Source organism: Myxococcales bacterium (genome assembly GCA_016706225.1).
Classification (GTDB): domain Bacteria; phylum Myxococcota_A; class Polyangia; order Polyangiales; family Polyangiaceae; genus JADJKB01.
In genome coordinates this window covers 105178-128335 of the sequence record JADJKB010000015.1, presented here as the reverse complement: position 1 = coordinate 128335, position 23158 = coordinate 105178, and the positions used below count along the sequence as shown (strand labels likewise).

The following is a 23158-nucleotide window of genomic DNA, read 5'->3' as shown; positions in this document are numbered from 1 at the left end:
GCCTTGAGCGAAGCGAGTTTCGAAGGCAGCGCGGTCGTCCGGTCATTACCCGCCGGTCACGGGGTTGCGACGCGGACCTTCAGCCCCTCAGCACCACTTCACCCTCACCTTGTAGCGGATCTTGGTCTTGCCGTTGGCGGGCACGTTGACGTCGAAGCTGAAGGTGAAGGCGTCCTTCTTGTCGTGTTTGTGGGTGCTCTCGATGATGGTCCAGTCGCCGCCGATGGGTTCGTAGATCTCGACCTGGCTGGCCTTGTCCTTGTGGTTGCGCAGCTCGATCTCCCAAGTGCTCTCCGACGTGCAACCCCCGAGCGTGCGCCACTCCATCTGTTTGCGGTCACCCACCACGTCGAAGGCCTCGCCCATCTTGATGCGGATCTTCTCGTCCCGCGGGGTGTGGTCGATGCTGTCCTCACCGATGAACTGCTTCGCCCCGCTCTTGTCCGCCTTGTAGACGCGCACGGTGCCCTTGGGCAGCGGCATGCCGAGGCCGTTCTGCTTCGAGTTCTCGACGTCGAGGTAGACGCCGACCTTCTGGTTCTTCTGCACCTCGCCGTACTTGCCGCGGTACCAGTACTGCTGCCCGAAGTAGATCAGCTTCTTCTTGACCTTGGCGTTCTTCGCCTCGAGCAGCGTCACCTGCTTCTGCTCGTTCTCGAGCACGTCCGTCGGCTGCTGCAGGGTGTACAGGTGGTACTCGAAGAACCCCTCCTCCTTGAAACGCTCCTCCTTCGAGACGTCCTTCGCGCTCATGGCCTTGCGCCCGTAGCCGGCGGCCATGCGCCCGCTCACCCGCTGCACGTCCCCGGCAACCAGCTTGAGCTTGGCGTTCTTGTAGGTGGCGCCGGACTGGTTGACCAGGGTCACCCAGCCGGTGAGATCTCCCGCCGTGTCCGCGTCATTGATCACGAAGACGTAGTCGCTCTTCCAGTTCAGGTTCTGGGTCAGGTACGTGGCCTCGATCTTCTGCTTGGCCAGCTTGCTGTCGAGCTTCCACACCAGAGTGGGCTTGCTCATCAGGTTGTCCGGCACGCTGGGGAAGGCGATGCGCCCGGGGAAGTTGTAGGTGATCTCGCCGCCGATCTTCATCACGGTCTGGCCACCGGCGACGCTCAGCACCTCGGCGTCGAACGCCTCGTCCTTGCCCAATTTCTCGTTCCAGCGCCAGACCCGCACCTTCTTGCCCACGTGTTTCTCGAGCAACTTCTGGGGCGTGAGCAGGTCGTAGCGGTAGTTCTGCTCGAGCACACTCAGTGAGTCGCCACCGGACAGTGACTTGACGGACACGGTCTCGGGCTGGATGTTCGCCGACACGTCGCGGAACTCCAGTGCAACGGTCCCGGTGCCGACGTCGAGCTCACGGATCTCGCGCACCAGACCGAAGTTCTGGTTGTAGACGGTGATGCTCACCTCCTTGCGCTGCTCGGCGGTGGAGACCTTCTTGGTCTGGGCGAGCGCGCCGGGTGTCAGTGCCGCGAGCACCAGCGCGCCGAGCAGGGCCTGTGAACCGAGTCTGAGCTTCTTCATCGCATTGGCCTCCGCGCGCACGCGAGATCTCGTTCCTAGCACCAGCGCACCCGCACCCGGTACGTGACCTTGGTCTTGCCTCGTGAGGGCACGGCCACGTCGAACGTGAACGTGTGGGCGTCTTTCTTCACGTGAGGGTGGCTCGAACGGACCATCTCCCAGTCCCCACCGATGGGCTCGTAGACCTCGACCTTCTCGGCCGTGTCCTTGTGATTGCGCAGCTCGATTTCCCACGAGCTCTCCGAGACGCAGCTGCTGACGGCGGTCCACTCCATCTGTTTTCGGTCGCCGACGACGTCGAAGGCCTCCCCCATCTTGATGCGGAGCTTCTCGTCGCGGGCGGTGTGGTCGATGCGATCTTCCCCGATGAACTGCTTGGCGCCGCTCTTGTCGGCCTTGTAGACGCGCACCGTTCCCTTCGGCAGCGGCATGCCCAGACGGTTCTTGGCGCTGTTCTCGATGTCGAGATACACACCGACCTTCTGGTTCGAGACGACTTGCCCGTAGTTGCCCCGGTAGTAGTACTCGGCGCCCCAGAAGATCAGCTTCTTGTCGATGCCGATGTCGTGCGCCTCGAGCAGCGTCACCTGTTTCTGCTCCTTGTCGATGAGCGTTGCCGGGCGCTGCAACGTGTACAGGTGGTACTCGAAGAAGCCCTCTTCCTTGAACTGCGGACGCACGCGGATGGTGGCGTCGTTGGGGCCAAAGCCGCCCGCAGGCTCTTCATCGGGCGGCGGCTGGAGGCGCTGCACGTCGCCCGCCACCAGCTTCAGCTCCGCGTTCTCATAGTCCGTGCCGCTGTTGTTGGTCAGCGTGACCCAGCCGTTCAGGTCGCCCGCCTTGTCGTCGGCACCGACCACCATCACGTAGTCCGCAACCCAGTTCAGGTTCTGGCTCAGGTAGCTGACCTCGACGCGCTGTTTGGCCTTCCGGCTGCCGAGCAGCCACACCAGGGATGGTTTTGCGATCAAGTTCGGCGGCACCTCGGGGAAGGCGAACCGCCCCGGAACGCCGTAGGTCACCTCGCCGTCGATCTCCAGCACCGTGCCTTGCTCCACCGCCAGCACCTTGGCCTCTTTCATCTCTTCGCGGCCGAGCTTCTCGTTGTAGCGATAGACCTTGATCTTCTTGTCGACGTACTTCTCGAGCAGCTTCTGCGGGCTCAGCAGGTCGTAGCGATAGTTCTGCTCCATCACGGTCAGCGCGTCGTCCCCGTCCAGCGACTTGATGTGCACCGTCTCGGGCTGGATGTTCGCCGACACGTCGCGATACTCGAGCGAGACCTTGCCCTCGCCGAGGTTGAGCGTGCGGATCTCGCGCACCAGCCCGAAGTTCTGGTTGTAGACGGTGATCGCGACCTGTTGCCGCTCCTTGGCGGTCGATTTGCTTTGTGTGGTCGGGCCGGAGAACTCGCCCCCCTCGGCGAGCTTCGGCTCCTTGCCTGCGCAGGCCGGCAGCGCAAGCGCGCACATCACGAGCGCCGCACGCCAGGCAGGCGCAGATGTTCCGTGGTTCATCGGGAGTCCTCGGGATGCGCCCCGGGAGACGCATCAGAAACAGAAAAGATTTCGACCGAAATCTGAGGGTTCCGGGACGGCAACGCCCCGCGCGGCCGGGAGCTTACAGACGCCGCGCGATTCGGCGCAACCATCGGACTGGACTTGCTTTCGACGGGCAGAACCTCGGAAGCGAACCTCACGCTGATTTCAACCGCGCCGTTCGTGTACTCTGCTCGGCATGCGGGGCATTCCCTTCGTGGCGTGGGTGATGGTTGCAGCAGCGTGTTCGAGCTCGAGCACGAACCAAGCCCCCGGCGGCGGCGGCAGCGGAGCCGTAGGTGGCAGCGCAACGGGCGGCGCGTCGGGCTCTGGGGGTGCGGGCGGCGTGGGCGGACAAGGTGGCGGCGGTGTTGCGGGTTCAGGGGGTGCTTCCGGTGGCAGCGGTGGCGCGGCAGGAGCCGGCGGCGACGCGTCACTCGGCGGAGCGGCGGGGACCGCAGGTGGCGATGCTTCGCTCGGCGGAAGCGCGGGGACGGGTGGCGCAAGTGGCAGCGGCGGAGCCGGTGCAACGGGTGGCACGGGCGGAGCCGGTGCAACGGGCGGCACGGGCGGAACCAGTGCAACGGGCGGAGCGGGTGGTGGAGACGCTTCGGTCGATGGTTCAGCGGGCGACGCGAGCACCGATGCCGCATCCGGTGGGTCGACCGCGGACGCGGGCGGCGACGCTTCGAGCGACGCCCCGAGTGATGCCTCGAACACGGACGCGAGCGATTCCGCGATTGACGCTCCGCCCGCCGACGCGGGCGCCTGTCCACTCGGCGCCACCGGTGGCGACGGGACCGCGCACTACCCGCTCTGGAAGATTGCGGGCGACGCTCGGCCGGACTCGGAGTTCACCACCTCGCTCTCGACCAACGTGGCGCTCGATCACACCACCTGCCTGATGTGGGAACGCTCGGCGGCGACCGGCGGGTCCGACTGGACCACCGCCGATTCGAACTGCGCCGCATCGACCGTTGATGGGTACAGCGATTGGCGCCTACCGACCCGAGCAGAGCTCATCAGCCTGACGGACTTCACTCGCATCTATCCTGCGCTCAATCCGACGGTGTTTCCGGGGGTGTCGAACGCTACCGCCATTGGCGCAAGGTTCTGGAGCTCGACCCTGCTCGCGGGCTCGACCAAACGCTGGGTCGTGGTCCACGGTGGGATCGGGCAGATGTCGTACATCGATACCAGTAGCGCGGACCTGGCTGCCTATCGGTGTGTTCGTGGCACGGGCGCGCCCAGCGGACCGCGCTTCGATTCTTCGACGAACGGCGTGGTCAAGGACAACGAGACTTCGCTGACGTGGGAGGCCGCTCCAACAAACCAGGTCTACACACAGGCCACCGCGACGAGCTATTGCGCTGGGCTCGGTCTCCTCGGCGGGGGCTGGCGCTTGCCGACCATTCGAGAGCTGGCAACCCTTCCGGATCCGACCCTTACGTCGCCAGCGCTTCCGCCCGCCTTCACCTCGGTGAGCACGTGGTACTGGTCGGGAACAGTTGGGTACCAAACGAGCCAGAACTGGGCGGTCCTGATTGGAGCGGGCTTCTCACAGCCCCAGGCGTATACGAACGAGCGAGTGCGCTGCGTGCGCTGAGCGCAGGCGACCCTGTGCTTCTCATTGCGCTGACGGAGAGCGGCGGCGAACGCGCTGCCGGTGAAACGGCGCCCCGGTGTGCGACGCGCGGCCTGCTGGCGGGACGTCCCAACACTTGGCCCATCGATCGATCCTTCGCTACCGCTCGAATCGGGCGGCTCCCCCGAGAGCCGAGGTCGCAAAACGATGAGCTCACAATTCCGGTCGTTCGACGAATACTGGTCCCAGTTCCTGCGCCGAAGCCGCCCACTGGCTCACGGCCAGCTGAGTCTCGGGCGCACGACCCTCGGCCTGGCGCGCGCCGCGCTCGTGACGCTGGCCGCGCGGCAGCCAGCTCAGCGCACCCGCAGGCCGGTGGAGTTGCGTTGGGCCATTGCCGCGACGCTGCTGTCGTGGGGGAAACTCCTGGCGGGGACCTTCGAAGCAGAGCTCGACGACGCACTGCGCGCGGACGCCGCGAACTGGCCCTCCGTCGAAGCCGTCGGCACGCTCGAAGGCCACACGGTCGCGGGAGGGAGCAGCTCGCGTCGGCCGGGCAGCACTCCGCCCGCCGGCAATCCGTGGGCTGTCTGGATGTGACTCGACCCGCAACCAACGCGAACGAGGGCTCTGTAGGTGTGGCATGGCCGCGATCCGGAAACTGATCTACTGCTTCAGCGGCGATGACCTGGGAGCCACCGCTCGGGCCATCGTCGAGCAGGGCTTGACCCCTGTGGGCCTGCCCGAAGAGGTCGAGATCGACATGCAGGCGGTCAGCGTGGACGACGAGTGGGTCGACACACTCGTCGCCGGCATCGGCAGGCGGCCCAGCGCCAGCTGGAACGGCATGGTGGACAGCTTCACCATCGAGCGCGATTGCGTGCGTGGCCTCAACCACAGCTACGAGCTCGACCCGCCATCGCTGGTACGGCGCCTGGGTCGCATTCCGTTCACGGTGGCGTCGTTCGCCACCTTCCACGACTGGAGCTATCGGTCGCCATCGTTCGGCGAGCTGCACTACCGGCTGGGCTGGGGCTGCGCCTTCCAGGGCACCGGCCACGAGCGGCTCGTGTCGCGACGCTGGCTCGCCACCGGACCGTCGCGCATCCTGCGTGGTCCGAACGACACGACGCTGGTCCAGCTGCACGACTTCTCACTCGACCTCGAGGACGCGCTCGCCCAGGCTCAGGGCACCCACTCCGATCTGATGTCGGGTTTCATCACCTTCGCGCACCAGTTCAAGACCCAGCTCGAGGGGTTGCACAAGGGCAACGACCGCTCCCTGGTGTTCGTGGTCCATGGGCGCGTGGTGTCTCGACAGGAGATGCTGGACGCGGCGGCCGCCCGCTTGCTCCAGCCGTTTGGCCCCGACAAGCCCATCGACAAGGTGCTCTATGTCTTCATCGATCGCGCTGCGGCCGAAGCCCAGATGCCGGCGCTGTGGCGCTACGGGCACCACGTTCACCTGATCGGCGACGATGGGGTCGAGCGCCGCATCGACGAAAGGTACGTGCCCAGCGTCGAACGCCCGGCCTGGACCCACAGCGACGCTGCCGAGGAGCTCTCCCCGGCGAAGGTGCCCGTTCAGGGCTGAGAGCCTGCCTCGAAAGAACTGCCAGCGCGGCCAACAACGGGATTTGGGAGTGCCAGCTGGAAGCGATCGAGCTGAGCCAGGCTCTGCGGCTGAAGTTTCAGCGATCTTTCATGCGCGCGCAGTCCTGAAGTCCTCATGCTCACGGCATGAACCTTCAGCGGCTCGGGTCGATGGTGTACGTCGTGGCGGCCTGCACCGCTTGCTCGGCAGCTAACGCGGAAGACTCGGCTGCGCCCGCGGCCGGCGGCAGCTCCGGCGCGAGCACCACCCCCGGAGGGCTGGACGGAGGCCCGTGGGCAAGCGCCGGCAACGCTGGCAACGCTGGAGGTCAGGGGGGCTCCGGCAACGGTGCGCTCGGCGGCAACGCGGGGCAGGCCGTCGAAGCAGGTGCAGCCGGCGCCTCGGGGAGTGGCGGCGGTCAGGGCGGGGGCGCTTCGGGACCGGTATCCAACGGAGCGGTGATCAGCTGCAGCAACACGCCCTGTCAGGCCGGTGCGCAGCATTGCTGCATCACCGGCGAAGGCAGCGGAAATCCGCCCGCGTTCCAGTGCATCCCTGCGAGCGTGAGCTGCGGGCTCTCGGCCCTCACACGACAATGTGATGGGCCAGAGGACTGCGCGAGCGGCGAGCGCTGCTGCGCGAACACGCTGTTTCCCTCGACCCCTGCGGCGTGTCGCGCCCAGTGCTCCGAGGGCGAGCAACCAACCTGCTGGGGCGCCGCCGAGTGCGGCTCGCTGGGGCCGCACTGCTGTTTCTTTGCCGGCCGCCCGGCGGGATTTTGCAAGTCGAGCCCACACCCCGGCGCGACACTCTGCGTACAGTGAGCCGAGCGCGTCGAGCGCACTCCGCGCCGTCGGTCCCGCCGTTACTTGACCGGCGGCAATGAGATGCGCTGGATGTCGGCCCCGCCGGGGTACTGGTAACTCGTGAACGTGCCGTAACCCATCACCTGGATGCCGACGGGTTGGTCAGCGACGAGCACGTGCGCCCCGCCGTTGCCCGGACCGAGCTTCACCCTGAGGACGGCGTACGCAGAGCCAATCGAGTGCTTGTTTGCCGTCACGGGGTTGCCGTCGATCTGAATGCTAGCGCTCTCGGGCGCGACCACGTCGACGTAGCTCACGTCGTAGTCGTCCGGCGCCAAGAACACGTACTTCTTCCGATACTGCTCGACCGGCACGGTGAAGCTCTGGGAAGGGTCACCTTGGTAGTCCTCGTCGCCGGCACTGGTCGGCGGGTCCTGGATCATGCCGCCGAGCATGTAGGTCCCGACACCGAACGCGCTCGAGCCGACCACCTCGAAGTCCTGTTCCACGTGCTCGAGGTCGACGACCTCGCCCGCAGAAATCAGGGTGGGTGCGCCCGCCGGCGTTCCAGACGGATAAGAGAGCTTCGTGCCATCGACGTTGCCGAAGATGCGGACGTGATGCCCCACGACGTTGCCGTGGACGGCCGTGGGCGCGGTGACGAAGTAGCGCGTGCCGAGGGCTTCTGCCGGGAGCACCGTCTCCTCCAGATGATCACAGGCGGGGGTGCCTTGCGGCTCTTGTGTGCAGCGCGCACCGGAGATGACCTGGATCTTCTTGTTGGCCAACACCAGCGAGCCGGCAAAGTCGCGGCCCACGTCGCCAATCAGCTGGACCACATCGCCCGCATCGAGCGTGAGCTCCGCCTGGCTGCCGAGGGCCGTGGCCGCGACGCCGGTGCCCGGCTGAACGTCGGCGTTCTTGGCCAGCTTCACCTGCACGGTGGTGCCGTCTTCGGCCGCGGTGATGGCGATGAAGCTCCCGCTCTTGTAGTTCTTCTGTCCCATGACCCGGTAGGTCGAGGTCCACGCATTGCTCGGGAGCAAGAGCGATGCGTCGTTGGTGAACGAGTAGCAGCCGATGGGTTGGTTGTTGTTGGTGAAACACGGCTGGAGACCAGGGCAAGAATCCCAAACTTTGCCCTCGGGTCCGCCCTGGCCGCGGTACTCGAGCGGGTTGAACTGGTAAGCGGTGACCGCCGAGCTGCTGGTCAGGTGGTACGCCGCGCCAACGGCCCGCACGGACTGCGATATGGACGCAAGCGCGCCGCAGCTGGTCCCGGCCTCCCACTTCAGCTCGGGGACCCAGGGCAAGTAGAACTTGCGGAGCTCTCCGGGCGGGACCTCACCGGTCGTGAGCGGCTGTCCATCCTTCTCGATCTTGATGCTGGCGGTCTCGACGCCAGCATTGGCAACCACCACCGCGAAGTCGAACACCTCCCACACACTGTTGGTGGTCACGGTCGGCCAGAAGTCGCAGCCGACGTACGAGGGGTTGGGGTTGTCGGGGTCACACGGATCACCCAGCAGCGAGCCGTCGCCGCCGGCGTCGATGTTGAGCGCGCCCCCGCTGCCCGCCCCGCCGACGGGCAGAGCACCCCCGCCCGAACCTCCCGTCGGACCCGCACCCCCCACACTTGGGGCGGATACTCCGACCACGTCGTCCGTTGCCGCGCAGCTCACCGCGGTCGCGACGATTGCAGAGCCCAGCAAGATCCGGCTTCCGATCCACATGTTCGCCTCCACCAGTGAAGGTGGCGCCATCTCGCGTACACGGGTGCTGAAAGAACGCTGAAAGACGTGGCGCGCGAGCCGCCCGCCAGGTTTCAGCGGATTTTCAGCGCCCGAAATGGCCAACGCTGGCTACAGAACGGTCATGACCGACCGACGATTGAACCCTCACTTGCACTCGCCGCAGGAGCTCGGATTTCGGCGAACCGCGCTGGCCTTCGCGAGGGTTGTTTGGAGCGCCGCGCTGATTTTCATCGCCGCCTGCTCCGCCGCACCCGGCGGGACGCCTGGTGCGTCGGACTTCGCGACCGATGGCGGTGGCGGTCTGGGTGGCGGTGGCGATGCAGCTCCGAACACGGGCTCAGGGGCGGGCGGCGTGCCGACCCCCGATGCCCGGTCGGGGGAGGGTGGCCGGGCGCCTGACGCAGGGGCTGGAGGCCAGCCGCCCGATCCGGGTCCCGCGACGCCCGAAAAACCTGCTCCTGGCCATTGGCTTCAGCTCCCACCGGGGAGCTACACCGAGGGCGCACCCAAGACCGAGTCGTGCAACGGCACACAGAATCAAGTCTTGCACGCGGTCACCCTCAGCCATCCGTTCGAGCTCTCCGCCACGGAGGTGACCTTCGCTGAATACGCCACCGTCTTCGGAGCGGAGCACCCAGCCTACGCGGGATGCTCGAGCTGCCCCGTGTCACTGGTGAGCTTTCACGGCGCCGCGGCCGTGTGCAACGGCTACTCCAAGTACGCCGGCTTGACCCCTTGTTACTCCTGTCAAACGACCGCGGTCGGCACCGAGTGCGTGGAAGCGCTCTCACCCTACGCCTGCCACGGATACCGTCTGCCGACCGAGGCCGAATGGGAGTACGCCAATCGCGCGGGCACTTCGACGCCTATCTTCAACGGTGACATCGTCAACTGCAGCGGCTTCGACGTGGGCCTCGATCAGATCGCCTGGTACCTGTTCAACGCCTCCGGCGGTGCCCATCCGGTCGCCGGAAAACAGGGCAATGCCTGGGGTTTCTACGACATGAGTGGCAACGTCTGGGAGTGGACACACGACGGCTACGTGAGTGACCGATCGACCCTGCCCACGCTGAACCCCATTGGTGTGAGCAGCGAAGGACTCCGGGTGATGCGCGGCGGCTCCTACAACTGCACGCCAGAGGAAGTCCGTGCCGCACATCGCTCGGGGTTACCCGCGTCGATCGCGGCGTCCAACGTGGGTCTGCGTTGTGCGCGCACGCTGGACTGAGCCCCCGAAAGCAGCTCAGGCGGGGCGCCTCGGTGGTCCGACGCGCACGTCCGGATCCAGGAAGTATCCATCCTCGCGCCGACCGAGAGCGCTGCCCAGACCCAGCTTCCGCAGCGTGGAGATCGCGTTGTGGACCCGCAACACCCCGGAGTGGCGCGAAGGGTTTTCCCCGGGCCAGCCGGCGCGCACCAGCTCCTCGACCGACAAACCGTCGCCGGGGGTCACGAGACGCTGCGCCGCCAGCGCCTCGAGCACGCGACACAGCGCTCGGCGTCGGCTCAGCCGGACAACGGTCGTGTCCGGCAGCTGGAACGAGCTGCCGTCGGCGGCTACCACCGCGAGCACTCCAGACAGATCAGCCGGAGGCGCCGCGTGTTCGTCGAGCTCGGCCGAGAGCGCGAGCTCGAGGCGCCCGCGCGCGATGCGCAGGAGCGGTTCTTCCGGCGAGGTCGCGGCGAGGCACCTGGCCCGGGCGCCAGCGAGCAGCGCGCGCTCGGCGCTCGAATCACCCTGGTCGCGCGCGACGCGCGCTGCCGCCAGCTCGGTATGTCCGCGCTCGATGCTCACGAATGCACGGTCCTTCGCGTCACCGGACACTCGCTCGGCCCCGCCCAGGAGCTCGGACGCGGCGGCTGCGTTTCCGCGGGCTGCCGCGACAGCGCCGAGAGCCGCGAGCAACCTTGCTTCTCCATGCGTGTCACCTCGTTCCTTGGCGAGCTCGAGGGCGGTCCGATACTCGAGCTCGGCGGCGGGCAGCTCGCCGCTGGCTCGCCTGACGTCGCCCAGAAGTCCCCGAGCCAAGCCATCGACCCAGCGGAAGGCGTGCTCGGCATGCAGCTCGAGGGCGCGCTCGAGCTTGGTGCGGGCCTCGCTCACCAGGCCGCGCTCGAGCGCGATCAAGGAGAGTTGAGTGAGTGCGTAGGCCTGCGCCCGCGGATCGGCGAAGCGGCGGCTGATGGCGAGCGCGCGCGTGAGGTCTTGTTCGGCCTCGCCGAGCCTCCCGGCGTACAGACGGAGCTCACCTCGACCGGCGAGCGCGGTGGCGAGGCGGGATGACTCCCGAGAGCTCTGTTCATGGCAGAGGATGGCCTCCTCGACGCTCTGTTCGGCGCGGCGCTTGTCTCCCATGCGGTCGTAGATCGCGCCCAGGTTGTTCAGCATCGTCGCCCGGCGCACGTCTCGCGTTGGATGCGCGTCGAGTGCCCGGCGCATGTCCGCGAGCGCTTGCTGGAGCGTCTCGTGTCGACCCGCGTCCGATTCCGGCAAGAACCCCGAGCGCGCGACCGCGGAGGCCGCGAGCATGCGCGCGGCCATCTCGAGCTCGCCGGCGGCATCGGCAATGGCTTGGGCCTTTTCATAGTCCTCCACCGCCGCGGCGCCTCTCCCGATGAACAACAGCAGAGTGGCGCGCGTCGCGAGCGCAGCGGCTACCAGCCGCGGTGTCGTCATCCGGCCCGACTGCTCGAGTGCACGCGTCAATCGCTCGATGTACCAAGCGACGGGGTCGGAGGTGATCGCGAGCCGCTCGAGGGAGATCAACGTCCGAATGGCGTTCTCCACCGCCTGCGTGCCCCGTGCAACCGCGTCGAGATGGTAATCCGCGGCGGCACGGATGTTGTCCCGCTCTTGGGCCAGACGGTGCACCGCTTCGAGAGCTCGCTCGCCGTCTACCAGCGCCGCCCAACTCGTGGCGAACGCAGTGTAGTACTCAGCGTGCCGTTGGCGCGCGTCGTCGGCATCGGCGGGCCGCTTCGCCGCAGCGACCCGGCGCAGGCTCTCGAGAAGAAAGAAGCGGTGCTCGCCAAATCGCGTCGTCTTGGGCTCCGTCATCAGCATCGACTTTCGACGCAGGGATTCCAGAAGATCCAGGACTGGGGCGAGGTCGCCGCCATCAGCCAGCACGGCCTCGGCCGCGAGTACCCCGAACCCGCCCCGAAACACGCTGGCCCGCGCGAGTGCAGTCTGCTCGACCTGACCGAGCAGGTTCCACGCGGCCTCCAGCGCTGCGAACAGAGGCGGAGCGGTCGAGCGCTCGAGGCGCTCCAGGATCTCGCCGATGCCGAGCACTCCGACTCGCGACGCGCTGAGCTCGATACCGAGGGGCAGGCCATCGACGCGGCGGAGCAGCGCCGCGAGCTGTCGAGCGTCTTCGTCGGCGACGGTGAAGCCGGGGCGCACGGCCCGAGCGCGCTCGATGAACAGCTCGACGGCCGCCGAGTTGGTGAGGTCGGGGCCGTCCGGGAGTGACAGCGGGCGAAGCTCGAGCACTTCTTCAGCATCGAGCATCAGAGGGGACCGCGAGGTGACGACGATCCGCAACTCGGTCGCCGTGGCCAGCAGTCGGGTGATGGCCTCGGCTGCTGCAGCGGCGATCGAGTCCAGTCCGTCAGCCACCAGCACCGCGGGACCGCGAGCTCGGAGCGCCGCTGCCAGTCGATCCAGCGCAGCTTCGGTCGAGCTGGAGCCGGCGACGGAGACGTCCATGGCCCGGGCGCAGGCGGAGATCAGCGCGTCGATGTTACCTGCGTCGCCGAGCTTCAAGAACCAGGAGCGCCCCCGCGGCAGGCCCGCCCAGTAAGCGCGCGCGAGCGCCGTCTTGCCGACGCCGGGCGGCCCGACGACGCACACGAGGTGTGCTTCCGCGACGAGCTGGTCGATCTCCGCTAGCTCCGCGTCGCGTCCGACCAGTCGGGGCCCACGGCGTCGGCTCGTCACCCGGCCATTGTACGGCCACGACCGCCAAGTCGGCGAGCGACAGCACCTCGGCCGCGCAGCGCTCCGCCCGCCGGCCAGCCGTGGGCGGGCTGGAGCCGACTCACTGAGGCGCGTGGTCGGCGGCTGCGACGATCCGAGCAAAACCCGCCGCGTCCAGTGACGCACCCCCGACCAGCGCGCCGTCGATGTTGGGCTGACCCAAGAGGAGGGCCGCGTTGTCGGCCTTCACGCTGCCGCCGTAGAGCACCCGCGTTGCTCTCGCGAGGGCGTCCGACGCTCCGGCCAGCATCGCGCGAATCGACGCGTGCACGGTCTCCGCATCTTCGGGGCTCGCCACCTTGCCCGTGCCGATGGCCCACACCGGCTCGTAGGCGATGGCGCCAAAGCCTGGCTGGCGCACTAGCTCCCCCAGCACCGCTTTGACCTGCCGCTCGACCACCGCGAGCGTCGTTCCTGCTTCCCGCTCGGCGAGGGTCTCGCCGACACACACGATGGGTCTCGGCCCCGTCGTCATGGCCCGCGCGCACTTTTTCGCGACGAGCTCGTCCGTCTCGCCGCAACGTTGGCGGCGCTCGCTGTGACCCAGAAGCACCCACGTCACGCCCATCGCGCGCAACATCGCGCTGGAGATCTCGCCCGTGAGCGCACCGTCGTCCTCGTCGCTCATGTTCTGCGCACCGAGCGCGACGCGGCTCTCGGCCTCGTCCAACATCGCGCGGACGGCGTGGAGCGCGGTGAACGGAGGGGCGACGAGCACGTCGACGCGGTCGAACGACCGAACCGCGCTCGCCACCGCGCCGGACAGCTCTCTGGCTTCGGGGCCGCCGAGGTTCATCTTCCAGTTGCCGGCGATGAAGGGTCTGCGCTCGGGATTCACGCCCATCTGCGTACGGCGTCGGGAAGCCCACGACAATAGGCTCCTGCCTTCGATGATCCCGCCGCCTGATCTAGCGTCGCTGCCTCCTGATGAGCACGCCCGTTCACGCCGAGCCAGCTCCGGAGCGCGGCAAGCAAACGTCCTGGAGAACCTTCCTCGAAGCCCACTGGAGCGCGCTGGCAGCGAGGTGACCCGCCGTTCACGCACTGACGTCAGAGTTGCACATCGGCCCACAGAATGGAGAGGTCGAGCTCGATGGCCTCGAAAGGCTCGGCTCGGCCACGAGCAGCATCGCGCCACACGGCGAGGCTGGTGTAGCGCCCGGTCTCGAGCCGCAGGGCCTCCAGCGTATGGTCAAGTGGATTCACCAGCCACACGTGGCCAACGGCCTCGCGCGCGTAGATTGGCAACTTGTCAGCGCGATCGGTCTTCGTGCTCGACGGTGAGAGCACCTCGCACACCCAGTCGGGCGCGAGGGTAAAATACGGCTCGTTTCGGACCGCGGGCATGCGGGTCCTTTTCCAACCCCCGAGATCCGGGACGAGGATGTCGTTTGACAAGTGGAGCTCGGGTTCGTCGAGGATGATCCAACCCCCGGGCCCACCGCGCCCACGCTTGAAGGGTGGCCCGAGCTCTTCTCCGAGGGCGCTGGCCGCCGCGAAGCTCGGGCGCGCAACCGATCACCCCGTCGGCCCGTCGGGTGTCACGAAGCGCGTCGCGCGGCGACGAGGAGCGGCTGGCGCAGAAGCGCGTTCTCCCCCGCCGGGGACTTCCCAGGGTCGTCCGCGAGGAGCGCCGCGCGCGAGATCATGAGGCGGATGCGAATGGTAGCCACCACAACTGCCGGCGTCCCATGGCGAGCGCGCTTCCATGATCCCGCCGCCTGAGCTAGCGTCCGTCCCTTCCCGATGAGCACGCCCATTCACGCGGCCGGGCCAGTCGTCCTTGCCAGCGATCATGGTGGCTTCGACCTGAAAGAGGCGCTCAAGCGCCACCTCTCGAAGCAGGGCGTGGCCATCATCGACGCCGGTACGCACAACAAGGATGCGTGTGACTACCCGGTGTTCGCCACCGCGGCGGCACTGACCGTGGCGCGTGGTCAGGCGTGGCGGGGCGTCGTGGTCGACGGCGCCGGCATCGGCTCCGGCATGGTCGCGAACAAAGTCCCGGGCGTGCGCTCGGCGATGGCGTTCGACGTCGCCACGGCGAGGAACGCGCGCGAGCACAACGACGCCAACTTGCTCACGCTCGGCGCCGGCTATCTGAGCGAAGAAACCGCCATCAAAGTCCTTGACGCCTTTCTCACGACCGATTGTACTCTGGACCGTCACAAGCGCCGGGTGGCGATGATCGACGCGCTCGACCACGGGCGCAGCCTCCCGCCGTTCAGCGACACCACGAGGACCAGCGAGCTCATGCCCAGCACAGACCGTGCATCGCTCGTCCAAGCGATCGTCGACGTGCTCAGCGCGAACCCGACGCTGCTCTCCGGAGCGACGGACATGCCCGGCGGCGCGCCGAGCTTCTGTGAAAACGGCGTGTGCGTCGCCTGCGGAAACTGCATTTCGAAGCGGGCGGACAGCGTGCGGGCCATCGTCGGAAACGGCCCGATGCGCCTCGCCAGCGCGCCGGGGCTCGGCGCCGTGCCCGAAGACATCGCGAAGTTCATCGACCACACGCTGCTCAAGCCCGAGGCCACCTACGCGGACATCGACAAACTGTGCGCCGAAGCGGCCAAATTCGGCTTCGCTTCGGTGTGTGTGAACCCCGTGCACGTCAGGCGTTGCGCCGACAAACTCAAGGGCTCCTCGGCCCTGGTCTGCACGGTCGTCGGCTTCCCGCTCGGCGCCACCCCAAGCGACATCAAGGCCCTCGAAGCGCGGCGCGCGCTGCGCGACGGAGCGCGCGAGATCGACATGGTGATCGCCATCGGCGCACTCAAGTCGGGTGACCACAAATACGTCTACGACGACATCCGTACCGTCGCAGAGACCGTGCACGAGGGGCGCGCGATCCTGAAGGTGATCCTCGAGACGGCCCTGCTCACGGACGAAGAGAAGATTGCAGGCTGCGTCGCCGCCAAGAAGGCGCGCGCCGACTTCGTCAAGACCTCGACCGGGTTCGCGAAGGGCGGCGCGACGGTCCACGACGTCACGCTGATGGCCACGGCCGTCGATCACCGGCTCGGCGTCAAGGCATCGGGCGGCGTCGGCTCGGTGGATGACGCGCGCAAGATGATCCAGGCCGGCGCGACGCGCATTGGTGCGTCGGTCGGAGTGAAGATCGTTCAGGAGTCGCGCGGGGAAAAATCCGACCAAGCGTCCGCGAAGGCTGCGTACTAGCAGCCCCGAAAGGTGAGAAGCAGCCACGATGGCCGACCTCCGAAGCTTCGTTTTCCTCGATTCACTTCAGCCGCAGCTCGCGGCGTACCTGGGGACCATCGCCAAGGGGTTCTTGCCGGTCGCGAACGAAGCGTCGCTGATCGTCGAGATCTCCCCGGGCATCGAGATCAACCGCGTGACCGACATCGCCGTGAAGGCGACCGACGTCCGCCCCGGTATGCAGATCGTCGAACGCCTGTACGGCATGCTCGAGCTGCACAGCCCTTCCCAGGCCGACGTGCGGCAGGCGGGTATCGCGATCCTGGCGGCCCTCGAGCTCAAGGAAGAGGACCGCATCAAACCCCGAGTGCTCTCGTCGCAGGTCATCAAACACGTCGACGACCTCCAGGTTCAGCTCATCAACCGCAACCGCCAGGGCATGATGCTGATCGCCCAGGAGTCACTCTTCATCATGGAGGTCGAGCCGGCTGGTTACGCGGCTTTCGCCGCCAACGAAGCCGAGAAGGCCGCCGAGATCAACGTCGTGGACGTGCGCATGACGGGCGCGTTCGGGCGTATCTACCTGGGCGGCGAGCAGCGTGACATCGACGTGGCGAGCGTGGCCGCCGAAAAGGCGATCGAGTCGCTGAAGGGACGCGAGGCGAAGGCTTCGCGGAAGGACTGAGCCGTGATCGATCTTCGAAGCTTCGTATTTTTGGACTCGCTGCAGCCGCAGCACGCCGCGTTCCTCGGCACCGTGGCCAAGGGCTTCTTGCCGGTGCGCGGCCAGGCGTCGCTCTTCATCGAGATCGCCCCCGGCATCGAGATCAACCGACTCACCGACATCGCCATCAAGGCGACTGGGGTGAAGCCCGGCATGCAGATCGTCGAGCGCCTGTACGGACTGCTCGAAATCCACCACGACCAGCAGGCCGAGGTTCGACGCGCCGGCGAGGCAATCCTCGCCGAGATCGGCGCGGAAGAGTCAGCGCGCATCAAACCCGAGATCCTGTCCTCGACGGTCATCCGTCACCTCGACGATCGCCAGACGCAGCTCATCAACCGCGTGCGCCACGGCCACATGATCGTCGCCGGACAGACGCTCTACACGCTCGAGGTGCAGCCCGCCGCCAACGCGGCGCTCGCCGCGAACGAGGCAGAGAAGGCAGCCCACATCAAGGTGCTCGAAATCGTGAGTTTCGGGTCCCTCGGGCGGGTCTACCTGGCGGGCAGTGACCGCGACATCGATGTAGCGGTGCCTGCGGCCGAGAGAGCAATCAAAGGGCTCGTTGGGCGAGCCGGTAAGTAACGACAACGAGCGGCGGGTACGACAACGCCTCAGCAACACGGAGAACGGAAATGGCCGAAGCATTGGGTATGATCGAGTGCCGCTCCTTCGCGGCAATGGTTGAGGCGTCCGACGCCATGGTCAAAGCGGCAAAGGTCGAGCTCATGGCCTACGAGAAGACCGGCGGTGGATACGTCACCGCGATCATCCGGGGCGACGTCGCCGCGGTGAAGGCCGCGGTCGACGCCGGTCAAGCCAACGCAGCGCGCGTCGGCGAAATCGTGGCCACGCACATCATCGCGCGTCCCCACGTCAACGTGGACCTCGTGCTGCCGCTCGGGCGCCAAGCCGAGGTGGAGCAAGAGCTCAAGTCGCGGGGCGGCAAGTAAGACTTTCCCGGCAAGCCCCCTTTGCTCGTGCTCGCGCCGGGCAGAGGGGTGCTTAGGAAGGGTGGACGATGCTCTTAGCAAAGGTGGTCGGGACCGTGGTCGCGACGCGCAAGGATCCGAAGCTCGACGGGCTGAAGTTCCTGCTCTTGCGCCAAGTGAACCCCGAGACCATGGCCGAAGGCGGCTACGTGGTGGCGAACGACGCGGTCGGCTGCGGCGTCGGCGAATACGTGCTCTACGCATCCGGCTCGTCGGCGCGGCAAACCGAGGTCACGAAAGATCGCCCCTGTGACGCTGTCATCATGGCCATCGTCGACACCTGGGACGTGGGCGGCGAGACACGCTTCGAGAAGCACGGGCAGGAGCACGGGTATGCGGACTAACAGCGCGCCCGGCGGAGAGCGGCGATGAGCCCGGATGAGATCCGTCGAATCGCCGAGGCAATCGCCGACCGGCTGAGCGGCGGTTCGGCGCCGCACACGCACTCCGCAGCAAAGGCGCCGACTGCCTCCGGCGATGACGGCATCTTTGGCTCCATCGACGAGGCCATCAAGGCCGCTCGCGTTGCGTTCATTGCGCTCTCTTCCCTGGGCCTCGAGCAACGCAAGCTCATCATCGAGTCCATGCGCGTCTGCATGCGACGCGAGGCAGAGAACCTCTCCCGCATGGCCTGCGACGAGACCGGTCTCGGGCGCTTCGAGGACAAACTCCTGAAGAACCTGCTCGTGACCAACAAGTCGCCGGGCACCGAAGACCTCATGCCCATCGCCCACACGGGCGACGACGGCTTCGCGCTGATCGAGCCGGCGCCGTTTGGCGTCATCGGCGCCATCACGCCCGTCACCAACCCATCGTCGACCATCATCTGCAACGCCATCGCGATGGTGGCGGCGGGTAACGCGGTCACGTTCAACCCCGCGCCTGGCGCCAAGCGCGTGTGCGCGACCACGATCCGCGGCTTGAACCGCGCCATCATGGCCGCCGGCGGCCCGCCCAACGTGCTCACCGCCGTAGCCGAGCCGACCATCGAGTCAGCGACGACGCTGATGAAACACCCGCTCGTCCGCCTGGTCGTCGTCACCGGCGGTCCCGGCGTGGTGCAAGCGGCGATGCACTCGGGCAAGCGGGCGATCTGTGCGGGACCGGGCAATCCGCCGGCCGTGGTCGACCCGACCGCCGACATCGACAAGGCCGCGCGCGACATCGTGATGGGCCACTCGTTCGACAACAACGTGATCTGCGTGGATGAGAAAGAAGTCATCTGCGTGGACTCGGTCGCGGACTCGCTCAAGGCCGCGATGAAGAAGAACGGCGCGGTCGAGCTCAAGGCCTCGGACATTCCCCGCCTGGAGAAGGTGATCTTCGAGAAGAACGCGGGGCCACGCGGGCACGCGGTGATCAACCGCAAGTTCGTGGGCAAGAACGCCTCGCTGGTGCTCCAGGAGCTCGGGATCCCGGGCGGTCCCGAGGTGCGCTGCATCCTCATCGACGTGCCCAACGACCATCCCCTGGTCTGGACCGAGCAGATGATGCCGGTGCTCCCGCTGACGCGCGTCAAGACGGTGGACGCGGCCATCGATCTCGCCGTCGAGGCCGAGGGTGGCTGCTTCCACACGGCGACCATGCACTCGCACGACATCGCGGCGCTCTCGCGCATGGCTCGCAAGTGCAACTGCAGCATCTTCGTCAAGAACGGTCGGGCCATCGCCGGTCTGGGCGCCGACGGCGAGGGCTACACGTCGTTCACCATCGCGTCGCCCACGGGTGAGGGCCTGACGACGGCACGCTCGTTCTCACGCTGGCGCCGCTGCACGATGGTCGACCACTTCCGCATCGTCTGAGCGCGAAGCGATGGCAAGCGTGAGCCCTGCCCAGGAGGTCGCCGGGCCCGCGCTCGCGCTGATCGAGCTGGGCGACATCCCCACGGGCCTGCTGGCGCTCGACGCCATCGCCAAGGAGGCACCGGTCGTGCTGATCGGCGCCGGGACGCTCCATCACGGGCACTTCCTCATCGCGTTTGCCGGCGCGGTCGCGGCCGTGGAGATGTCCTTCGAGAGAGCCCAGGCCCGCGCGCAGGATTCGTTCGTGGACGCGATCCTCTTGCCCGACGCTGAGTTGCGCATCGTGCCGGCATTCCACCAGGGAATTCGCCGTTTTCCCGCGCCCGGCGACGCGCTGGGTATGCTCGAGGCGCGCTCGTGCACTACCCTCGTGAGCGCAGTGGATGCGGCCCTCAAGAACACACACGTCGAGCTCGTCGAGCTGCGCGTCGCGGAGGGGATCGGCGGCAAGGCCATCGCTTCGCTCTGGGGCAAGCAACACGACGTCGAGGCCGCGGTGGAGCAGGCAAAAGAGCGCCTCGCGCGAGGGCGCTCTGAGGGGTGTTCGACGATCGTGATTGCCAACGCCCACCCCGAAGTCGCGCGCGTGCTGGGCGGGGGCACGCGTTTCTTCAAGGAGCAGTTCGGATGAAGCTCGGACGCGTCATTGGCACGCTGGTCGCCAGCGTGAAGCCCGAGGCCATGCAGGGTCTCAAGTTCTTGATCGTGCGCCCGCTGACGGCCGAGCTCGCGCCCCAGGGCGACCCGTTCGTGGCGACCGATGCCTCGGCGCAGGCCAGCACCGGCGATCTGGTCACCTGGGAGGCCTCGCGTGAAGCGGCGCTGCTCCACGACCCTTGGTTCGTACCCGTCGATCACGCGGTGGTCGGCATCGTGGACCAACATCACTACGACGAGACCGGCCTCGGCGATCCGCGCAAGCGCCAAGGGGGCGAGTCATGATCCTGGGACGCGTCACGGGTACCGTCGTGAGCACGGTGCAGCACGCCTTCTACCAGGGGCGGAAGCAGCTCATCGTGCGGGCCTGCACCCCCGACGGCGCCTTCGACGGCGAGACCTACGTGGTCGCCGTCGACCTCGTGGGGGCGGGCGTGGGCGAGATGGTCATCGTCGAAGACGAGGGCAACAGCGCGCGACAGCTGCTCGAGGTCGAGAACGCGCCGGTGCGCTCCGTGGTGGTGGGGATCGTCGACGAAGTGAGCCAAGCGTAGCGGAGCGCGTGAACTACCCGCCGGGCCCGTCTCCGCCTTCGTCGATGGCGCTGAGCTGAGCTGGCCCGCGAGGGCTGACAGAGAGGCAGTGCTCGAAAGGGTGCTGCCTCTTTTTCATTGCGCCGGCGCTGGCTCCCTTGGCTCGACGCTTGTCGCGAGGGGAGCACGACGTCGGCCCGGGTCGGCACCGACGGATTTTGCAGTGGCACGAATTTGACATTTCGTGCTACCAGGGCTCTGCTCCGCCCATGCAAGTGCCGCCGATGCATGGGCCGCGCCTGGTCGCTGCCGTTCTCTTCTCTGCACCGTGTCTCGTTGCGCAGCCACATGACGACCAGCACGCACGCTCCGCCCCCCACGAGCACACGACCGCCCCCGAGCCCGACCCCGCCAATGCACCGGTCTCCGCGCCCCCGGAGGCCTTGCCGGTGGAGTCGCACCATCACGACGAGCCCATCGAGGTCGTCGTCAAAGACGACGCGCGAGACCCACATGCAGCATCGCGGCTCGTCGTGGGGCGCCGCGAGCTCGACTTCCGCCCCAAGCGCCGCCCCTCCGACATCCTCGAAGCGGCCCCCGGTCTGTTCGTTGCCCAGCACGCAGGGGGTGGCAAAGCGACGCAGTTCTTCTTGCGCGGTTTCGACGCGGACCACGGCACCGACGTTGCTTTCTACGCGGACGGCATCCCAATCAACTTCGTGAGCCACGGCCATGGGCAGGGCTACTCAGATCTGAACTTCATAGTGCCCGAGCTGGTCGTCGGCCTCGACATCTACAAGGGTCCCTACTACGCCGAGCTGGGTGACTTCGCGACGGCGGGCGCCGTCAACCTGCGCCTCGTGGAGGTCTTCCCGGAGAGTTTCGCCAGCTACTCCTTGGGGCAGTACGGAGTCCAACGAATCGTCCTGGCAGCGTCCCCGAACCTCGGAGAAGGTTGGCGCAACGTCGTTGCCGGTGAGATCACCACCCAAGACGGTCCCTTCGAGAACCCAGAACGCTATCGCCGCTTCAACGTGTTCCTGCGCACGACGCGAGATTTGGGCCTGCACTCCAAACTTGCGCTGACCTGGATGAGCTACGGCGGGCGCTGGAACGGCTCTGGGCAAATCCCCGCGCGCGCCGTGTGCGGCGAAGGCGAGGCCGGTCTCGATCCGCCGTCGAGCTTTGGAGAACCGTGCCTCGACCGCTTCGGGTCCGTCGACCCCTCCGAGGGCGGGCAAACTCAGCGCCACACCGCTTCGGTCGCCTACTCCCTCGATGCGCACGGTGCGACCATCTCCGCCCTGGCCTACGCCACGAAGTACCGCTGGAACCTGTACTCGAATTTCACCTTCTTCGATCGCGATCCCATCAACGGGGACGGCATCGAGCAGACCGACGACCGCGTTCAGATCGGCGGGGACTTTCGAGTGCGTCGCCACGTGCACTTCGTCGGCTCCCAGTTCACGACCAACGTGGGCATCCAGGTGCGCGCGGACAGCATTGACAACGGCCTCTACGACCAGCGCGCGCGAGAACGCATCCGCGAGCGAGTCCGTTCCAACATCGAGGAGTCCCAGATTGGCGTGTTCGCCGAGGAGGATCTTCGGCTCACCAAGAACCTGCGCTTCATCGCCGGGCTCCGGATCCAACGCATCGACGCTGCCGTCGAGGATCAGCGCGAGGACGTGTCGACCCTCGGCACCCGTACCAGCGGCAGCTCCGGCGCGACCTTGACCCTGCCCAAGCTGACCGCGGTCGTCTCCCCGGTCGAGGAGTGGGAATTGTTCGGCAACGCAGGACGGGGATTTCACTCCAACGACGCGCGGGGCACCGTGCTTTCGACCGGTCGCGTCGATTTGATGACGCCCGCCATGGGCTATGAAGTCGGCACGCGCGTGCGCCCCATGCGCGGGCTCAGTCTATACACCTCGGCGTTCCTCCTGGATCTCGACTCAGAGCAGGTCTGGGTCGGGGACGAAGGCACGACCGAAGCCTCCGCAGAGACGCGCCGCACGGGCGTCGAGATCGGCGCCCGGGCGCATCTGTGGAACTGGTTCTTTGCGGACCTGGACGCGACCTTCACTCGCGCGGTGTTCGTGAGCAATGCCGGCAATGGCAGCTCGGTGGCCCTCGCGCCGACGCGCACGCTGACGGCCGGCGTTGGCGTCCGACCCAAGCTCGGCGACTACACGCCCTTTGGCGCCCTTCGAGTGAAGTCGCTGGCCGACCGCCCAGCCACGGAAGACGAAAGTCTCACCGCTGAAGGATATACGCTCATCGACGCCGAAGCCGGCCTGCGCTGGAGCTTCATCGAAGCCGCCATCGACGTGCAGAACGTCCTCGGCACGACCTGGCGCGAGGTCAACTTCGCAACGGAGAGCCGAATGGGGTACGAGCCCGCGCCGGTCACCGGCATCCACTACGCGCCGGGTTGGCCCCGCACGGTGATCGGCCGTGTCACGCTGTACTGGCCCTGAGGGTCGCCCGGCGAGACGACTGCGC

At 67.2% G+C, this 23158-nt stretch carries 21 protein-coding genes; 15 read left to right on the top strand and 6 right to left on the bottom strand.

Annotated features, from left to right (window positions below; translation table 11 throughout):
• Positions 1–87 precede the first annotated feature (87 nt).
• Entirely contained in the window at positions 88–1527 is a 1440-nt protein-coding gene (locus IPI67_23710; protein MBK7583192.1) for a DUF4139 domain-containing protein, read from the bottom strand.
• A gap of 35 nt (positions 1528–1562) precedes the next feature.
• Positions 1563–3044, bottom strand: a complete 1482-nt coding sequence (locus tag IPI67_23705) for a DUF4139 domain-containing protein (GenBank protein MBK7583191.1) — start codon at positions 3042–3044, stop codon at positions 1563–1565.
• Positions 3045–3264: 220 nt separating this feature from the next.
• On the opposite strand from IPI67_23705, the gene IPI67_23700 reads away from it, so the two are divergent.
• The 4 genes from IPI67_23700 (at position 3265) to IPI67_23685 (ending at position 7068) form a co-directional block, all read left to right on the top strand.
• Positions 3265–4671 (top strand): DUF1566 domain-containing protein, encoded by a 1407-nt coding sequence (locus tag IPI67_23700; protein MBK7583190.1) that lies wholly within the window; start codon positions 3265–3267, stop codon positions 4669–4671.
• A gap of 186 nt (positions 4672–4857) precedes the next feature.
• Positions 4858–5250 (top strand): hypothetical protein, encoded by a 393-nt coding sequence (locus IPI67_23695; GenBank protein MBK7583189.1) that lies wholly within the window; start codon positions 4858–4860, stop codon positions 5248–5250.
• 43 nt (positions 5251–5293) lie between these two features.
• Positions 5294–6244, top strand: coding sequence for a hypothetical protein (locus tag IPI67_23690; GenBank protein MBK7583188.1), 951 nt, complete (start codon positions 5294–5296; stop codon positions 6242–6244).
• A gap of 146 nt (positions 6245–6390) precedes the next feature.
• A complete protein-coding gene (locus tag IPI67_23685; GenBank protein MBK7583187.1) occupies positions 6391–7068 on the top strand; it encodes a hypothetical protein in 678 nt (225 codons plus the stop codon).
• Positions 7069–7109: 41 nt separating this feature from the next.
• Here IPI67_23685 and IPI67_23680 read toward each other — a convergent pair whose 3' ends face one another.
• The gene (locus IPI67_23680; GenBank protein ID MBK7583186.1) at positions 7110–8783 is read right to left on the bottom strand and encodes an IgGFc-binding protein; all 1674 of its coding nucleotides are present in this window, start codon (positions 8781–8783) and stop codon (positions 7110–7112) included.
• A 373-nt stretch (positions 8784–9156) separates the two neighbouring features.
• On the opposite strand from IPI67_23680, the gene IPI67_23675 reads away from it, so the two are divergent.
• The gene (locus IPI67_23675; GenBank protein ID MBK7583185.1) at positions 9157–10032 is read left to right on the top strand and encodes a formylglycine-generating enzyme family protein; all 876 of its coding nucleotides are present in this window, start codon (positions 9157–9159) and stop codon (positions 10030–10032) included.
• A gap of 15 nt (positions 10033–10047) precedes the next feature.
• On the opposite strand, the gene IPI67_23670 is transcribed toward IPI67_23675, so the two are convergent.
• From IPI67_23670 to IPI67_23660, 3 genes are all read right to left on the bottom strand, one after another.
• A complete protein-coding gene (locus IPI67_23670) occupies positions 10048–12747 on the bottom strand; it encodes an AAA family ATPase (GenBank protein ID MBK7583184.1) in 2700 nt (899 codons plus the stop codon).
• 100 nt (positions 12748–12847) lie between these two features.
• Positions 12848–13630, bottom strand: coding sequence for a triose-phosphate isomerase (locus tag IPI67_23665; protein MBK7583183.1), 783 nt, complete (start codon positions 13628–13630; stop codon positions 12848–12850).
• Between the two features lie 206 nt (positions 13631–13836).
• Positions 13837–14211: a Uma2 family endonuclease gene (locus tag IPI67_23660; protein MBK7583182.1), complete on the bottom strand. Its 375-nt coding sequence runs from the start codon at positions 14209–14211 to the stop codon at positions 13837–13839.
• A gap of 321 nt (positions 14212–14532) precedes the next feature.
• On the opposite strand from IPI67_23660, the gene deoC reads away from it, so the two are divergent.
• The 10 genes from deoC (at position 14533) to IPI67_23610 (ending at position 23133) form a co-directional block, all read left to right on the top strand.
• Positions 14533–15966, top strand: coding sequence for a deoxyribose-phosphate aldolase (gene deoC, locus IPI67_23655; protein MBK7583181.1), 1434 nt, complete (start codon positions 14533–14535; stop codon positions 15964–15966).
• Positions 15967–15994: 28 nt separating this feature from the next.
• Positions 15995–16630, top strand: coding sequence for a hypothetical protein (locus IPI67_23650; protein ID MBK7583180.1), 636 nt, complete (start codon positions 15995–15997; stop codon positions 16628–16630).
• A gap of 3 nt (positions 16631–16633) precedes the next feature.
• Positions 16634–17254, top strand: coding sequence for a hypothetical protein (locus IPI67_23645; protein ID MBK7583179.1), 621 nt, complete (start codon positions 16634–16636; stop codon positions 17252–17254).
• 50 nt (positions 17255–17304) lie between these two features.
• Positions 17305–17622: a BMC domain-containing protein gene (locus IPI67_23640; GenBank protein MBK7583178.1), complete on the top strand. Its 318-nt coding sequence runs from the start codon at positions 17305–17307 to the stop codon at positions 17620–17622.
• A 68-nt stretch (positions 17623–17690) separates the two neighbouring features.
• Positions 17691–18005, top strand: a complete 315-nt coding sequence (locus IPI67_23635) for a EutN/CcmL family microcompartment protein (GenBank protein ID MBK7583177.1) — start codon at positions 17691–17693, stop codon at positions 18003–18005.
• 24 nt (positions 18006–18029) lie between these two features.
• The gene (locus IPI67_23630) at positions 18030–19463 is read left to right on the top strand and encodes an aldehyde dehydrogenase EutE (GenBank protein MBK7583176.1); all 1434 of its coding nucleotides are present in this window, start codon (positions 18030–18032) and stop codon (positions 19461–19463) included.
• Positions 19464–19473: 10 nt separating this feature from the next.
• On the top strand, positions 19474–20094 hold the full coding sequence (locus IPI67_23625) for a BMC domain-containing protein (GenBank protein MBK7583175.1): 621 nt from the start codon (positions 19474–19476) through the stop codon (positions 20092–20094).
• Positions 20091–20405: a EutN/CcmL family microcompartment protein gene (locus tag IPI67_23620; GenBank protein ID MBK7583174.1), complete on the top strand. Its 315-nt coding sequence runs from the start codon at positions 20091–20093 to the stop codon at positions 20403–20405. Before IPI67_23625 ends, IPI67_23620 begins: the two co-directional genes overlap by 4 nt.
• Positions 20402–20674 (top strand): EutN/CcmL family microcompartment protein, encoded by a 273-nt coding sequence (locus IPI67_23615; GenBank protein MBK7583173.1) that lies wholly within the window; start codon positions 20402–20404, stop codon positions 20672–20674. The genes IPI67_23620 and IPI67_23615 overlap by 4 nt, the downstream gene beginning before the upstream one ends.
• Positions 20675–20937: 263 nt before the next feature.
• Positions 20938–23133 (top strand): TonB-dependent receptor, encoded by a 2196-nt coding sequence (locus IPI67_23610; protein ID MBK7583172.1) that lies wholly within the window; start codon positions 20938–20940, stop codon positions 23131–23133.
• Positions 23134–23158 lie beyond the last annotated feature (25 nt).

Coding starts and splice junctions, on each gene's coding strand:
- IPI67_23710 (MBK7583192.1), bottom strand. CDS start 1,527: ATGAAGAAGCTCAGACTCGGTTCACAGGCCCTGCTCGGCGCGCTGGTG.
- IPI67_23705 (MBK7583191.1), bottom strand. CDS start 3,044: ATGAACCACGGAACATCTGCGCCTGCCTGGCGTGCGGCGCTCGTGATG.
- IPI67_23700 (MBK7583190.1), top strand. CDS start 3,265: ATGCGGGGCATTCCCTTCGTGGCGTGGGTGATGGTTGCAGCAGCGTGT.
- IPI67_23695 (MBK7583189.1), top strand. CDS start 4,858: ATGAGCTCACAATTCCGGTCGTTCGACGAATACTGGTCCCAGTTCCTG.
- IPI67_23690 (MBK7583188.1), top strand. CDS start 5,294: ATGGCCGCGATCCGGAAACTGATCTACTGCTTCAGCGGCGATGACCTG.
- IPI67_23685 (MBK7583187.1), top strand. CDS start 6,391: ATGAACCTTCAGCGGCTCGGGTCGATGGTGTACGTCGTGGCGGCCTGC.
- IPI67_23680 (MBK7583186.1), bottom strand. CDS start 8,783: ATGTGGATCGGAAGCCGGATCTTGCTGGGCTCTGCAATCGTCGCGACC.
- IPI67_23665 (MBK7583183.1), bottom strand. CDS start 13,630: ATGGGCGTGAATCCCGAGCGCAGACCCTTCATCGCCGGCAACTGGAAG.
- deoC (MBK7583181.1), top strand. CDS start 14,533: ATGAGCACGCCCATTCACGCGGCCGGGCCAGTCGTCCTTGCCAGCGAT.
- IPI67_23650 (MBK7583180.1), top strand. CDS start 15,995: ATGGCCGACCTCCGAAGCTTCGTTTTCCTCGATTCACTTCAGCCGCAG.
- IPI67_23640 (MBK7583178.1), top strand. CDS start 17,305: ATGGCCGAAGCATTGGGTATGATCGAGTGCCGCTCCTTCGCGGCAATG.
- IPI67_23635 (MBK7583177.1), top strand. CDS start 17,691: ATGCTCTTAGCAAAGGTGGTCGGGACCGTGGTCGCGACGCGCAAGGAT.
- IPI67_23630 (MBK7583176.1), top strand. CDS start 18,030: ATGAGCCCGGATGAGATCCGTCGAATCGCCGAGGCAATCGCCGACCGG.
- IPI67_23625 (MBK7583175.1), top strand. CDS start 19,474: ATGGCAAGCGTGAGCCCTGCCCAGGAGGTCGCCGGGCCCGCGCTCGCG.
- IPI67_23620 (MBK7583174.1), top strand. CDS start 20,091: ATGAAGCTCGGACGCGTCATTGGCACGCTGGTCGCCAGCGTGAAGCCC.
- IPI67_23615 (MBK7583173.1), top strand. CDS start 20,402: ATGATCCTGGGACGCGTCACGGGTACCGTCGTGAGCACGGTGCAGCAC.
- IPI67_23610 (MBK7583172.1), top strand. CDS start 20,938: ATGCATGGGCCGCGCCTGGTCGCTGCCGTTCTCTTCTCTGCACCGTGT.